The organism is Serratia rhizosphaerae, assembly GCF_009817885.1.
Classification (GTDB): domain Bacteria; phylum Pseudomonadota; class Gammaproteobacteria; order Enterobacterales; family Enterobacteriaceae; genus Serratia_B; species Serratia_B rhizosphaerae.
Window position 1 is genome coordinate 3,015,255 of the sequence record NZ_CP041764.1, and the last position, 14,912, is coordinate 3,030,166.

5 protein-coding genes and 7 pseudogenes are annotated in these 14,912 nt (G+C 43.0%); 6 read left to right on the plus strand and 6 right to left on the minus strand.

Annotated features, from left to right (window positions below; all coding sequences use genetic code 11):
• The first annotated feature begins 133 nt into the window (after positions 1-133).
• Together FO014_RS14075 and FO014_RS14080 are read left to right on the plus strand one after the other, a co-directional pair.
• Complete coding sequence (locus FO014_RS14075) at positions 134-2,029, plus strand: phage head-binding domain-containing protein (RefSeq protein ID WP_425500817.1); 1,896 nt, start codon at positions 134-136, stop codon at positions 2,027-2,029.
• 596 nt (positions 2,030-2,625) lie between these two features.
• Positions 2,626-2,844 (plus strand): annotated as a pseudogene (locus tag FO014_RS14080) (IS3 family transposase); the annotation flags it as partial.
• Between the two features lie 190 nt (positions 2,845-3,034).
• On the opposite strand, the gene FO014_RS14085 reads toward FO014_RS14080, so the two are convergent.
• Complete coding sequence (locus FO014_RS14085) at positions 3,035-3,892, minus strand: GntR family transcriptional regulator (protein ID WP_246167962.1); 858 nt, start codon at positions 3,890-3,892, stop codon at positions 3,035-3,037.
• A gap of 622 nt (positions 3,893-4,514) precedes the next feature.
• Between FO014_RS14085 and FO014_RS14090 the strand changes: the two genes are divergently transcribed.
• Both FO014_RS14090 and FO014_RS14095 read left to right on the plus strand, forming a co-directional pair.
• Positions 4,515-5,555 carry a hypothetical protein gene (locus FO014_RS14090; RefSeq protein WP_160029989.1) on the plus strand — a complete coding sequence of 347 codons (1,041 nt, stop codon included), beginning with the start codon at positions 4,515-4,517 and terminating at the stop codon, positions 5,553-5,555.
• An 11-nt stretch (positions 5,556-5,566) separates the two neighbouring features.
• On the plus strand, positions 5,567-6,121 hold the full coding sequence (locus FO014_RS14095) for a hypothetical protein (protein ID WP_160029990.1): 555 nt from the start codon (positions 5,567-5,569) through the stop codon (positions 6,119-6,121).
• A 74-nt stretch (positions 6,122-6,195) separates the two neighbouring features.
• Here FO014_RS14095 and FO014_RS14100 read toward each other — a convergent pair.
• Positions 6,196-6,399 (minus strand): annotated as a pseudogene (locus tag FO014_RS14100) (IS3 family transposase); the annotation flags it as partial.
• Between the two features lie 77 nt (positions 6,400-6,476).
• Here FO014_RS14100 and FO014_RS14105 point away from each other — a divergent pair.
• A pseudogene (locus tag FO014_RS14105) lies at positions 6,477-7,588 on the plus strand (IS3 family transposase).
• Between the two features lie 142 nt (positions 7,589-7,730).
• Here FO014_RS14105 and FO014_RS14110 read toward each other — a convergent pair.
• The 4 genes and pseudogenes from FO014_RS14110 to FO014_RS14125 form a co-directional block, all read right to left on the minus strand.
• Positions 7,731-8,150: pseudogene (locus FO014_RS14110) on the minus strand (transposase); the annotation flags it as partial.
• Between the two features lie 32 nt (positions 8,151-8,182).
• Positions 8,183-9,328, minus strand: a pseudogene (locus tag FO014_RS14115) (IS3 family transposase).
• Positions 9,329-9,422: 94 nt separating this feature from the next.
• Positions 9,423-9,827 (minus strand): annotated as a pseudogene (locus FO014_RS23985) (integrase core domain-containing protein); the annotation flags it as partial.
• A 63-nt stretch (positions 9,828-9,890) separates the two neighbouring features.
• On the minus strand, positions 9,891-12,488 hold the full coding sequence (locus tag FO014_RS14125; RefSeq protein WP_160029992.1) for an Ig-like domain-containing protein: 2,598 nt from the start codon (positions 12,486-12,488) through the stop codon (positions 9,891-9,893).
• A 1,061-nt stretch (positions 12,489-13,549) separates the two neighbouring features.
• On the opposite strand from FO014_RS14125, the pseudogene FO014_RS24285 reads away from it, so the two are divergent.
• Positions 13,550-14,902: pseudogene (locus tag FO014_RS24285) on the plus strand (inverse autotransporter beta domain-containing protein); the annotation flags it as partial.
• Positions 14,903-14,912: the final 10 nt, after the last annotated feature.

Genomic DNA, 14,912 nt, shown 5'->3' on the forward strand with positions numbered 1-14,912 from the left:
TGTTTTCTGAGCAGCAGTAATAAATTTTTCAATCCACTTCACATGGTGCAAACATCAGGCCTTGGTTATTATTTAGCCGGGGGGATACCAGGAGGAATTTGTGGACAATATTATTCCTAACGTCGTAGTATCGATGCCATCCCAACTTTTCACGCTTGCCTGTGCATTCAAGGCAGCGGCGAACGGCAAAATCTACATCGGCGAAATTGACAAAGACCCGACCATTCCAGAACACCAAATTCAGGTGTACCTCGAAAACGAGGACGGTACGTACGTTCCTGTCGCACAGCCGTTGATGATTAATTCCGGTGGCTATCCGGTATACAACGGACAGATCGCGAAGTTCGTGACCGTACAGGGCCATTCCATGGCTATTTACGACGAGTATAACGCACTGCAGTTCTATTACTCCAACGTGCTGAAATACGACCCGGATCAGCTGCGCCCCATCGTTGAAAAATTCATTGAAGATATTAAAGGGCCTGGCGGAGCGTCGATCGTCGGCAACGAATATGGCGGTAGCGTACAAGATTCTATTAATGCGATCACTCCTGAGATGTTTGGCGCCAAGGGTGACGGTAAGACTGACGATGCAGCAGCCCTGCAGGCAGCCATGGATTACGCGCTGAACAATGATAAACGCCGAGTCGTTGGGATGGGAAACTATACAATTAAAACGCCTTTGCGGATCGGCGGTAGTGCTGGTATTGGCTCCGCTGGAGTTAGCATCAATCTCGCCCGTCTGCGCGCTGACGATACCTGGCCGGCTAATACAGGGCTGTTCGATGCGACCCCGATGATCATTATGGGTAACGCTGCGGGCAACGATACGAATATTGAGCTGTCTATTGGCTATATCGATGGTGCAGGTAAAGCGGATGGCCTGCAACCGACCGGCTTTGGCTTCTCCCTAACTCGCATCCATTTCGGGGTCGCAATTAACTGCATCCGCGTTATCGGCACCGGTAAGCAACAATGGTCTAACGCCTCTGTCTATATCACTGGTAACAGCTGGCGCGTGAACTGGCTTGGCCTGCATCTTGAGCGAGGTACGTCCGGCACATCCCCGATAAACGAGGGGTGGGACATTAACATCGGCTTCACCTGTTCGAACCGTTACGGCGGCTTTCTCCTGCGTGGAGGTAGCCAGTACGCTAAAATCGCTGGTGATTTCGACTTCAATGGCAATTACGTGTCACTGCTTGAAGTTGATAAAATAACCGGAGTGAAGCGCGGCATGAAGCTGACGAACGGAACGACCGAATGCGATGTGCTATCTTTTTACAACTACCGAGGGAAAAACTACATTGCGTTGGCGGAGAATAAGGTGGTCGCTCGCGGGGCCAGTTCGTACAAAGTCGATGATTCGTTGTCTGGTGCACCATCGGTGATAAAAGTTCTCTCTGTGGCCACCACTCAGACTAATGCCACTGGGAACAACTTTTTCGATATCTGGCATGACTTCCAGGGTGAGCCGTTCGCTGCTATCAATATCCGCGCTGGCTATTGCGGTGGGGTTTACGGTGCGTTGCGGCATACGTCTCGAATTTTCTACAACAACAACTTCGACGGCCGACCGGATAACTGGCGTGGGTTCGGTGTCGCTAACTCTGGTAACACGCTGACAATGTACGATAAAGCTCGAAGCGACTCAGCTATCGCCACAATCAGCGCGGATTCCTGGAACATCGATCGCCGGCTTTACCTGAAGTTACGTCTTTACGAGGGCGTTCCTGTTGCGAAGACGCTCCCGCGCTCATCTACTGAGTTTACGCACATCTACACGTTCGGCGATGCAGATTACGATAAATATCTGGATGAGGGGTCTATGTATGAGATCACTCTGAAGGGTAATTTTGGCGGAACATATGGGCGTTGGTTGATTTTTATTAAAGGGACAAACTTGCAGGTTGTCGAAGAGAAGTACAACAACACCGTGTTCCAGTATCAATTTACCGATATGAGGTTCAGTCTGCGGCAATCAGCCCAGCCAAGCATCAATGTAGCGGTTAACATCCGACGGGTGTAGACGCTGAGGCATCCGTAGGGCAAAAATAATCCTAGCGCAGCGCGCGTAGTCAGAAATTTTCTGCACGTTGTCAATTATGCCTGATTTTTTCTGCAATAAACTCACCAAATTTTTTCCGAGTCCCATCAAAAAATCGTATGTGTTTGATTTTCATACCATGCATGTACATGTATTTTTTGATTTAATTTTAATGACTTTTTAACTGCATGTTACATATAGCATTTAATGCATATGCCGGTAGTGGGCCGCATATCTGCGACCTTCCTATCAAATCAACCTCATCTTGGTTTCTACCCAAATGCCTCATGCATGCCACTGCCACTTTGCAGTGATGCCTTCGTCATTGTGTGGGTGACAGTGTGAGGACGACCATAGATCTCATTGCGTCGTATCCATGTTCTCGCGCTGAATCTCATCCCGCCATAATTCAAAAAAGCGCCCTGCGGAAACCGAGGGCGAAAAAAACGGATAGGAAAACCATCATGCACACATCGGGGAATGTGCAGCGATATAATGGTTTTTGTGGGGGCGGATTTCAGCTGTTTCTGTGTTTAATTTTGTATTTTCTTGGGGGGAGGTGCAGCAGGAGGTCATCAAAAAAAGTTCCGAGGCCTGTCCAGAAGAGTGAGGAGGTATCCTGGCTGCTGGAGGCCTACCGCATCGGGCTGCGGCGTGGTTGTCGTCTGATGATGCAGAGCCGCACGCTCTACCACTATCAAGGCAGACGCGACGATCGCGCCATCACGCAGCGCATCCATATCCTGCTGCACCGGGAAGGTTGGCTGATTAACCATAAGAAAACCCACCGTATTCACAGTGCCTGTGGCGGTCTTAGGCCGGAACAGTTTAAAAAACAAAACCTCGCTTAGGGCCGTGTCCACATTACGTGGGTAGGATCACTGTACTGATTATGGGCTAGGGTCAAAAGAGAGATGCCAAAAACTGAATATGAGATTTAAGGGGGTGAGTTGAGTTGTGACCCTATAATAAAGTATATTCCAATAATTATGAGCTTTCGGCTAAAAATTCATATAAATCGCTTCGAAAGTAACTAATGCTGTATTCTAAAGGCTGTTGTTCTCTATCAAGAAGCGTTTGTTTAATAACCAATATTGCTGATTTTTCGGGGATCTTTAGTTTTTCACATAAACCTTGGTCTGCTAATGAAGCACTAATTGTACTACTTAACCTTCCGAAAGGTAGTTTTTGTTTTCTGAGATAATCATATAATGAGGTTTCAATATCATTAATATCAGTAACCACTGAGGGTAGTATGTACGAGGTTGTGTAAGATGCAAGTTGTTCATCAATTGTTCCAATTCTTTCAAGTTTATATATCTCTTCACATTCCCTGATGTTCATTTTTTTTGAAACTAATGGCGTTGGCAATGTTTTCTTTTTCTCTATCCATATAGAACCAGGTACTCTATTTTGATTGTCTATTTCTTCAGCGAATCCATTGATTGTTGACAATGAATGCGATAAAGGGATTTTTACTTGAGTACCAAATCCACGCGCGCGTAAAACTAAATTATCTTGAACAAGACAGAGAAAAGCTTTACGAACCGTAATGCGAGAGACATGTAACTCTTCGGTGACTATCCTCTCTGTAGGAAGAAAGTCCCCGGGTTTAATAATGCACTGTTCAATAGCTTCTCTCAACGACTTATGAAGCTGTAGGTATATTGGCATTGCATTATCTTTAGATATGTCAGATTTTAATTTTTGAAAAAGTAGTTGATACTGTTCATAATAACTCACGTTTAAGCTCCATTGAGTTTGTGCACGGTAGTGCATTTCACCATGAAAAATTACTTGAATTTTTCTTCTTAGCATGCGTGTAAATTTAATAAGAGCAACCACTTACTCTTTGTGTGTGTTTCAGTATGTATAACATAGTACAAAAAAAAATTAGTGTGAGATTTTTATTTAAAATAATCGAGGTTAGTCAAGAAAATGTTTGATAACAAACAAAAAAAACATAATAAATTTTATCTTTAATTAAAGAGCTGATCTTTTATTTCAATTCTAATAATACCGCGCGTGAACTATATCAAGGAGTTTTATGTTATAGGAAGTAATGAGTTTTGTTATATATTATGCATGATGTCTGCGTTTTAATCTGGAGCTGTAGGTGCTTTTTATTTAATAATTGAAAATAGAACTATCATCAGGTGGGGTGTAGGTAAATAAAAAAGATATTCACTTTTCATGTCAAATTTATATCTATTTATATTCTTTTTTATAGTAAAATAATTACTTTTTTGAGAGATTTTTTATTTCAGTTTAATTCGCGCGATTGAAACGCAATTAATTGTTTTTATTGAAAAAAAAAGTGGCGCTGATGTTGACTTAAATTCTTGTTGTTATTTTTTTAAAAAAATAAAAATATATTTTTGACAATACCATTAATCGTAAGCTACAAATTTAAATTGAAAGGTAATTGAGGTTGATATGAAAAACAACACATAGATAGGAGGTTGTTATGAGTGTAACTATCAGTTTAACCGATACAAGTATAATCGTCGGCGGAACCGGTTCTGGTAGCATTACCGATGTAGATATTACTGATGGAACTGTATATACGATTACTAGTAGTGATGATACTGTCGCTACAGTCGATAACGCTTCAGTCACTTTGTCTTCAGGAGGGGCGACATTTGATATAACTGGAGTATCTGAAGGCAGTGGTATCACATTTACAGCTACACAAGATGATGATACAACCAATACCGCAACGACAACGGAGTCTTTGGATGTTACCGTAAACGCAGCAACTTTTACTGTCGAATTAAGTGCTGATAAATTAGCTATCGATGAAGATGTGGTAGGAACAATCACAGACACCATAAACCCAGAAGGCACGCTATTTGATATTACTGCATCTTCTCCTGATATTGTGGACTTACCACAACCGTCCGTAACGCTAGATTATACAGGAAAAGCTGAATTTACCATCACAGGGCTTGCTGAAGGAACAACAACTGTAACCGTTACGCAAAGTGATGATTCTAGCAATACTTATACAACTGAAGCAGTAACTGTAGAGGCTAGCGTTACCAATTATACCGTAAATGTTTTCAACACACCTCAGGATTACTGGACATCTGATTGGGAGTTACTTTCCACACCAATAACGATAGAGGTTATCGATCCCGAAACCGGACTCCCTGCGGGGGGCGTTGATATAGAACTAAGCGATGATTCAAATGCTAATATAATCTGGGGTGGCAATGGTAATATTGGTGTGACATCCTCTACAGGTCAATTTCATACCCTACTCTCTTTAGCTGGTCCTCCGGAAGAAGGTACGAATTCATATACAATTACTGTCAATGTTAATAACTCCCCCAGTGCTGACTTTGTTCTATTATTAGCTAGCCCAACATTAGCTGCACCGACTTTTCCATTGGCTGTCTCTAATTTCCTCAGCCAAGAGGCTGTTGATGCAGGAGTATACACAAGAATATTTTACCCTAATCAACGTGAAGGCGACACAATTAACTTATTCTGGGGGGGAGTATAATTCCTTATAATGTGAGTTCATCAAGTGAATCTATATCCATTCAAATTACAGATGAATATTTAATCCAAGGGTATTATGCAACAGGTTTTTCAGTTACTGACTTAAATAATAACACCTCGTTCTCTGCTGTGTATCAAGTGGTTGTTCAAAACTCTAATAATACGGGGGTGCTGGATCAACCGGCCCCAATTGTACCACTTGCTGGTGATGGTATTATAAATCAATCAGATTTGTATAAGGGGGTTACGGTCGAAGTTATGCCAGATGAATCTTGGCTTTATCTGTCACCAAGAGGAGTCAGTATTTTTTGGGTTGGCTATAATGAAGATGGCCTCACATCCCCCGCAGCTCAACAACACCAAGCATTCTCTGCAGAGGAGGCGATGGCAGCCATGACGAATGGGGCTCCTTTAGTCATGCCCGTAGATGAAGCAACACTGGTAGCTTTAGGGACTGGTACGGCAGATGCGTATTATACTGTTTTGGATAAAACAGCCGTTATACATTCTTCAAAAATGTATAACTCACGCGTTGACGTTGAGCCACCTGGGAAGAAAAAAAAATAAAACCGCATTATTATATCCATCATGGCGCATAAGTTTATGCGCCATTTATCCCTAAATAAACATCACTGTAGTGGTCAACAAAAACTGGCCACGGCTTTTGATTTTTTCCAGTATCGTTTTTCCGATTCGTTTGGTGGTAACCCATCGTTATATTCGTGTGGCCTGAGCGCGCTGTAATACCCAGCGATATAGTCCGTTATTGCGTGGACTGCATCGCTGAAGCTTATGTAACCCGTCACCGGTACCTACTCATTCTTCAGGCTCCGGAAGAAGCGTTTGTAAGCATCCCTGCAAAACGAACCATTCACTTTTAGAGATCTTCCGACATACTGATTATGTCCCTGAGGAGATCACCATGCGTAAAGCCCGATTTACCGAGCACCAGATCATCACTGTTCTGAAGTCTGTTGAAGCCGGACGTACCGTCAAAGATGTCTGCCGCGAAGCGGGAATATCTGAGGCTTCGTACTATAACTGGAAAGCGAAGTATGGCGGCATGGAAGCCTCTGATATCAAAAAGATGAAGGATCTTGAGGACGAAAACCGCCGTCTCAAACAGATGTTTGCCGACCTGAGTCTGGAAAATCGCGCGTTAAAAGACGTCATTGAAAAAAAGCTTTAAAACCAGCGATAAAGCGTGAGCTCGTCAGCTATGTGAAAGAGATGTTTTCGATGAGCGTACGCCAGGCATGCAGGACGTTATCGCTGAGCAGGACGGTGTATTTTTACCAGCCCGATACCCGGCGCGATGAGCCGGTGATCCAGGCGCTGACTGAACTGGCGGAGCGCTATCCGCGATACGGCTTTAAGAAGCTGTTCCAGTTGCTGCGCAGGCAGGGCAACAGGTGGAACCATAAACGCGTTCACCGGATTTACTGCCTGCTGAAACTGAATTTTCGCCGTAAGGGAAAGCAACGTCTGCCGGTGCGCAATCCGGCTCCGCTGGCGACGCCGGAAGCACTTAACCAGAGCTGGTCGATAGATTTTATGCATGATGCGTTGGTGTGTGGCAGACGCTTCCGGACCTTCAATGTGGTGGATGATTTTAACCGTGAAGCGCTGGCGATAGAAATTGACCTGAATATCCCGGCGCAACGCGTCGTGAGAGTGCTGGACAGGATAGTGGCAAACCGCGGCTATCCGCGGAAGATGCGTATGGATAACGGGCCAGAACTGGTCTCACTGGCACTGGCGTAATGGGCCGAAGAACATGGTGTGTTGCTGGAATTCATCAAGCCGGGAAAGCCGACGCAGAATGCGTTTATCGAGCGTTTTAACCGGACATACCGGACAGAGATACTGGATTTTTATCTGTTCAGAACCCTGAATGAAGCGCGGGAAATTACGGAGTGCTGGCTGGCTGAATATAACAGCGAGCGGCCTCATGAATCCCTGAACAACCTGACGCCAGAAGAGTACCGGTTGATGGCTGAAAAACCAGAAATCTCAAAAAGTGCCTGGAACTAAAACCGGTGTGCTTACACGTTCCATTGGGCTATTATCCCAGCAGTTTCTACGCCGAATCATATTCTGCCTGATCCGGTATCGCCACAATAACTGCCGGAACTGACTGCTTGTATAATGACTGCCCTAGACGCCCTTCTAAGAGTCAATACGTTATCTGAATGCTGTTGACCTGCCTGCTTTGACTACGCAGTAATGTATAAACTTCGCGTGAGATATAACGCTTCAGACAGCATATTGCTTCCATTTTTGTATGCCCTTCGGCTACTCGCCTGGCTACATATTCCTTTGTTTTTGCGTCAGTTCGTAATCGTCCGATGGCGATGATGTGAAGTGCGCTATTCGCTGCACGATCTCCGCCCCGGTTAAACCGATAACGGTTCGTTTTTCCAGAAGAGATAGGAACAGGGCTAACACCACACAGTGCTGCAAAGCCTGATTCTGATCTTAATCGTTGGGGATTGTCTCCGGCAGTGATCAGCAGCTGCGAAGAGCTTTCGTATCCAATAGCATTACGTTTAATCAGTTCAGGTGCCAGCTCATCGACAATTGCCGCAATCAGTACAGTGATCCTACCCACGTAATGTGGACACGGCCCTAAGCGAGATTCTGGTTTTCAAACTGTTCCGGGCTAAGACCGCCACAGGCACTGTGACGACGCCAGCGATTGTAATCGCACTCGATATAATTAAACACTGCCGTTCGCATTATTTCCCGGCTGGCAAAGTCCTCCCCGTGGATACATTCCACCTTCAGTGAGTGAAAGAAGCTTTCCGCACAGGCATTGTCGTAACAACAGCCTTTAGCGCTCATACTGCCCTGCAGATTATGCCGTTTCAGTAAGCTCTGGTAATCCGTTGAACAGTACTGACCACCTCGGTCTGTGTGCATGATGACATTTTCCGGGCGTTTACGCCGCCATAACGCCATCTGCAGTGCAGGCAAGCTGTGCCGTCATCCGTGAGGACATCGACCAGCCAATGACTGACCGCGACCACAGGTCAATCACCACCGCCAGATACAGCCAGCCTTTACCGGTGCGCAGATACGTGATGTCACCCACCCACTTTTGATTCGGGCCGCTGGCGTAAAAGTCCTGCTTCAACAGATTCTCGGATAGTGGCAGACCAGGCTCACGGTAACTGACCGGGCTGAACCGGCGCGAGGCTTTCGCCCGCAGCCCCTGACGACGCAGACTGGCGGCGATAGTCTTGATGTTGTACTCCGGCAGTTCATCAGCAAGACGAGGCGCTCCATAACGCTGTTTTGCCTTGGCAAAGGTCTGTCGAACCGCAGCATCGCAGACAAGTCGGAACTGTTGACGCCGGTTTATCTGGTGACGACGCTGACGCCAGGCATACCAGCCACTGCGGGCGACGTGCAGTACCCGGCACATGGCTTTGATATTGAACTCAGCCTGATGCTTTTCGATAAAGACATACTTCATTTCAGGCGCCTGGCGAAGTATGTCGCGGCCTTTTGGAGAATGGCCAGCTCCTCGTCCCGTTCAGCCAGTTGGCGTTTGAGGCGGGCATTCTCAGCGGCGAGTTCGCTCTCACGTTCAGAAGACGTTGCCTGTTGCTGCCGCTTGCTACGCCAGGTGTAAATTTGCGACTCATAAAGGCTGAGTTCGCGGGCGGCTGCGGCCACACCAATGCGTTCAGCCAGTTTCAGGGCTTCGTCGCGGAATTCAGGTGTATGTTGCTTGCGTGGCTTTTTGGTGGTTGATGCTGGTTTTGTCATGTGAGTCACCTCTTGCTTGAGAGTTTACTCACTTAGTCGCGTGTCCACTATTGCTGGGTAAGATCACTTTTCCACAAATCAGCGCCAGACTAAATCAGAAATCTGGGCTTTTTTGCAGACTTCGGAAAAACTTCTCCGAAGTCTGGTTATTTAACGAAAAATGGGATCTTTGCCGGTTATATTCCTGTTGCCAGCACTCGGATTTATCCTGCGCATCTTTCCAGTGACAGTAACCTGTGAACATTCAGACACTCGTCACGAAAGCTTCCGTTAAATGATTCGATTAACGCATTGTTCGCCGGCTTTCCCTGCCGGGAGAAGTCCATCGTGACGCCATTTTCATACGCCATTTATCCAATGCCTTTGAGATAAATTCGCTGCCATTGTCAGTCTGAAGCCGTTCGGGGACGTGCTGTTGTAACTGCTTCAACTGAGTTATTACCACACCGACATCGTTACCCCGCAGGTCCAGTTCCATTTCTATCGCCAGGCATTCTTTACGCCGGTACTGAACAAAGGGAAAAGGTCATCACCAGATAGCGAATAATACATAAACCATAACTTAAATGAAGTTGATGTCTATGGTTTTATGGCTATCATTTATAGTTGCTATAACAGTGAATTTTCCGGGCGTATTACTGGTTATGCTACTGGATGCATAACCAGCCTCATCGGTCATAACTGGACTATCGATAACAAGTTCGTTATCGGTCTGAAAAACAACACTTTGGCCTGAAAGTAGACCATCATTACCTACTATTACAACTCCGACAATGTTTTTATCAATACCATCTGCTTTAGCATTGTTATTATTTATACCTAAAACACCAATTTCAGCATTAATTATATTTTTGAAGTCAACATAGATGCTTTTACCGATTCCATTAACAGATGCAATGACCTTAACATTTCCTGTGTAAGGACTGGTAATCGTAGTGATGGCTTCCCCATCACTATCCGTTATTTTTGGGCTTTGAACGGTGGCTTCGTTGTCAGTGCTAAATATAACACTTTGCCCATAAAGTGGCTTTTCATTGGTTCCTATAACACGAACAATGATCTCATCAACAGAAATGTTGTCAGACTCGGCATAATTTGTCTTTATATCTATGTCAGTAATTATTGCATCATCACTATTGGTAAACATGACATCTATTGTTTGAGTGCTGTTGTTAACTGAAGCTGTGATTGATGAAACTCCTGCAACAATATTAGTTAAAGTTGTTGTGGCAAAACCATAGACATCACTAATTATCGGGCTGTTAATGATTGCTCCGTTATCGCTTTCAAACATTACGCTCTGATTTGATAGTTGTTTACCATCCTTGCCAATAACAAGAGCGGATACAGAGTTCTCTTCAATTCCATTTCCCTCAGCATTATTTTTTAAAATCCCTAAGAAGTTCACTTGAGATTCGGGGTCATTCATATCACTTTCTGAAAAATTAACATCTGTGCTCAAGTAACTATTGTTTATTATTGCTGTAGTTTTTGCAGTACCCTCTACCGTGTTCGTGAGTGTGGTTTCAGCCACACCATTTTCGTCAGTCATTACTGGACTGGTGATAGTAGCTCCATTACTTGTACTGAAAATCACATACTGCCCAGGAAGGAGTATATTATCACTTTTTACGGTCGCGAATACTGTATTAACATCTATACCATTGGCTTTGGCATTATCCTTTCTTATACCGATGACTCCTATTGTAGCATTGTCACCATTCGCTTGCATTACGTAAACTTCGGTATTGCTCGATACTGCTATTCCCCCACTGGCTAACAGTACCTTATAATAACCTAGAGCTTTCCCGTTACCAATAATTCTAATATTATCGGCAGGTACATGAAACTCTGCGAAGCCTTGAGCAATATCTTCTGCAGTTACGTCCCGGCTAGTGTTCCACGGGGAACCGGGGACTGGTGAGTCGGGGGTTGTAGTATAACCAACCCAATAGGTCGTTATATTATCTCCTTCTTGCATATTATCCCAAAAAATAGTCATTATAGTTCCATCACTGTTATTCACTTCTTCTCTATCAATGGTGTTGTCCTCTTCAGCAGAGTTAAAAACTGGCGGAGGTAGAGGGGCGCAATGAACATTATCTATATTGATATATGTATAGTCTGATATACCTATTGCTGATGGTTCAGTAACTTGGTACCAGAGTTGGGCATAACCGAGCTGGATTGGTGTCATCGCCGTTACTGGGATTTGCACATCAAAACCAGCTTTTGCTTCTTCTTCAGTTAAAGTGTGGGTTTCTTCATATACAGCATTGGATATTATATCACCATTTAAAGTATAACCTTGCCAATATACTGTTATTTGGCTGCCAGTTAAGAAAAGTGGATTGCCAAGGACGGTCACTATAACACCATCACTAACATTTTCACATCCTATCCATCCTTCATTATTTTCCGGGATTAGTAATGCTGGATACTGAACCATTGTATCCATATCTATTTTAACGCTAGCGGATTCTGATATTGTTTGGGTGAGTGATAGAGGAGGGGAAATAGCGTATGAAGCCCATGCGGAGCCTTGGTCAATTGCTGTAATAAATGGAGGTTCAACAAGAACATTCGCACCGCTTTCGATGTCAGAATCAGTGATGATGTGGGATATTATTGTAACGCTTTCTGATACAAATCCATTTTTTTCGTTAAAGCCTGCCCAGTAAACTTCAATATTAGCACCTTTAACAAATTCATCAGATGTATTAGGTATATGAATGTGTGACCCTAAATTAAGAATAACACTGGCATTATCTATTACATTTTCTACAGCATCAGGGAAAGATGGAGGAGGGAGCACGCCAGCATGTTTACGTTTAACTATTGCGGTTGATATTCCTGATTTTGACGAGTTTTGATATGAGTCTATAGCTGTAAACCAAGCATGATGTTTACCATTTGTAACTAAAGGCTCAGGCACGATTGAGGCCCAAGGAAAAGCACTGTCTATGTTTTTTGATGTCAAAAAAAGGTCGCTGACGAAATGGCCATCCCAGTATAATGCTAAGTAATCACCTTGTTTAGGGTTGCCGTAGACATTAACTACAATACTGACCCCGCCCGCAGTGACAAGCTCAACTTCACTAATGAAACCGTCATCTAGCATTTGAGGTAACAAAGGAGATGCCAAGGTTGAATATCCCATGAGTTTTCCTTTTTTATCTGGTTAGAGTCTGGCAAGCTAACGATAGCTAGTCGGTAATGACATTTTCATATGATATTTCAATTAAGTATTTGAATCTTTTTATATCCTTCATGGCTAGTTCACTGTAATCGATCGTTATCTCCCGGCATAGTTCGAAATTATCCATTACTGAAAATATAAACATTGGTTTTTTGGGGCATTTTCCTCCTAGTGAAACTTAATTAAGTTATTGTTTTCTATAGGTAATGATTCTTGCTTCGCGATGTGAATTCTGAACTTTATTTTTCATCTACCTCCGACATGAATCTAGTATCATTTGGAAATGAATAAGTTATCTATTTTACATGTTGGCAAGCTTAACATATATGCTATAAATCCACATTTGTCTATGTTGTGTGGTTTTTTTTATTCTCATTTAAAAATGTTCGAGCATTGTTTGAGATAAGATATTTATTTGTTTGTGATAGGTTTGTTTATTGTTGTGTTAATGGTTTGTCATTGTTTTTTTTGTTTTTTATTAAATTGTTTTATCTTGTGCCTGCGAATTGGTTTGGCTATTTTTTAAAACAAATTTGCGTTTTTTAATATTTTATCTAAGTTAACTGCTGTGGGTAGGTTAAATAAAATTGAAGAGGCTACAAATGCATACCATTAATAACACAAAAGCAAGATCAAGTAGGTGCATTGCTTTCTTTTGCTTGGTTTTTCAATTCTTATGGGTGTTTTCTAGTGCATACTTACCCTATTCGCTGGCATATGCAGGTGAAGGTGATAATGTAGCATTATCTAGCCATAGCTTATTTTCTTCAAGCACCGCTTTATACACACTCGGGGAAGGCGAGTCTGTTGCATCGGTGGCAAAAAAATTCGATTTGACAATTGATGAATTAAGAAAGGTCAATCAATTCAGAACATACTCTAAACCATTCGATAATCTTTCTCGTGGTGATGTTGTAGATATTCCTTCTGAAAAATTAGTCGCTAAAGGTTATCTATATGAAAGTAATGATCGAGATAAAGATGCAGATTATATACTCAACTCTATGTCAACTGTTGAGGGGATGTTGTCCTCTGGTGATATTGGCAGTCAGTCTAAATCCTTGGCGAAAGGGTTTGTTATCGGGGAGGCCAATCATCAATTAAGTGATTTTCTTGGCCGATTTGGTACGGCTAAAGTGCAATTAAACATGAATGACAAATTCAATTTTGATGGGAGCTCTGCAGATGTGCTCGTACCTATCTGGGATAAAGATAAGTATTTGGCTTTCAGTCAGTGGGGCATTAGATATAAAGACGAAAGGACAACCTGGAATATCGGTATTGGATTCCGATATTTTGAAAGCTCTTGGATGTTTGGCATTAATAGTTTTTATGATTATGATCTTACAGGGGATAATCGTCGTTGGGGGATCGGTGCTGAAGCGTGGACTGATTACTTAAAACTGTCCACCAATGGATATTTTAGGATAAGTGACTGGCATCAATCAAGAGACCAGGAAGACTATGATGAGCGACCTGCGGATGGATTTGATATTCAAGCAGAGGCATATATACCCAGCTATTCACAATTAGGTGGGAAATTAGCATTTGAGCATTATAAGGGGGAGAATGTGGCTTTGTTTGGCTCTGGCCATTTACAAAAAAACCCATCAGCTGTAACGATTGGTGTAAATTACACACCAATTCCATTGGTTACTATCGCTGTTGAAAATAAAAATGGTCAAGATGGCGAACACGACACGCAATTAAAACTAGATGCAACACTGCAGCTAGGTGTTCCTCTTAATCAACAGTTGGACCCCTCTAATGTTTCTAACTTGCGAACATTAGAAGGGAGCCGCTATGATCTTGTTGATCGTAATAACAACATAATTCTTGACTATAGAAAACAAGATTTAATATCACTTGAGTTAACACCTAAAACTCTAAGTGGAGAAGAGAGTGAAACAGGCACTATTGTTGCGAATGTAAGGGCAAAATATGGTGTTGAACGTATTGATTGGAATGCTGCTGATTTAATCGCGGCCGGTGGGAGTATACAAGAGACATCAAAGCAAACCTTAAGGGTTGTTTATCCAAAATACTATGTAAACTCTAAAAATAGCTATGATGTCAATGCAGTTGCATATGATTCTCAGGGTAATAGTTCTAATGCTGACGTATCTCATATATCAGTAGCCGAGCCATCAATAATCGAATCTACTATGTCTGTTGTTAAAGATAACGCTATCGCTAATGGAATAGACAATAATATTGTTCAGATTAAAGTTACAGATGGTAATGGTAATGCTTTATCGGATAAACAAGTTGTATTTAAGTCTGATCCCGGTGTTGAAATTGAATCGTCAACAGTAATCACTGATGCTCAAGGGTTAGGGCAAATCTCTTTGAGGAGCACTAATGCTGGGGCCTTTAAGGTTTCAG

What these genes read in the sequence shown, in the direction of transcription:
- FO014_RS14075 (WP_425500817.1), top strand. Translation starts at nt 134, where the DNA reads ATGCCATCCCAACTTTTCACGCTTGCCTGTGCATTCAAGGCAGCGGCG.
- FO014_RS14090 (WP_160029989.1), top strand. Translation starts at nt 4,515, where the DNA reads ATGAGTGTAACTATCAGTTTAACCGATACAAGTATAATCGTCGGCGGA.
- FO014_RS14125 (WP_160029992.1), bottom strand. Translation starts at nt 12,488, where the DNA reads ATGGGATATTCAACCTTGGCATCTCCTTTGTTACCTCAAATGCTAGAT.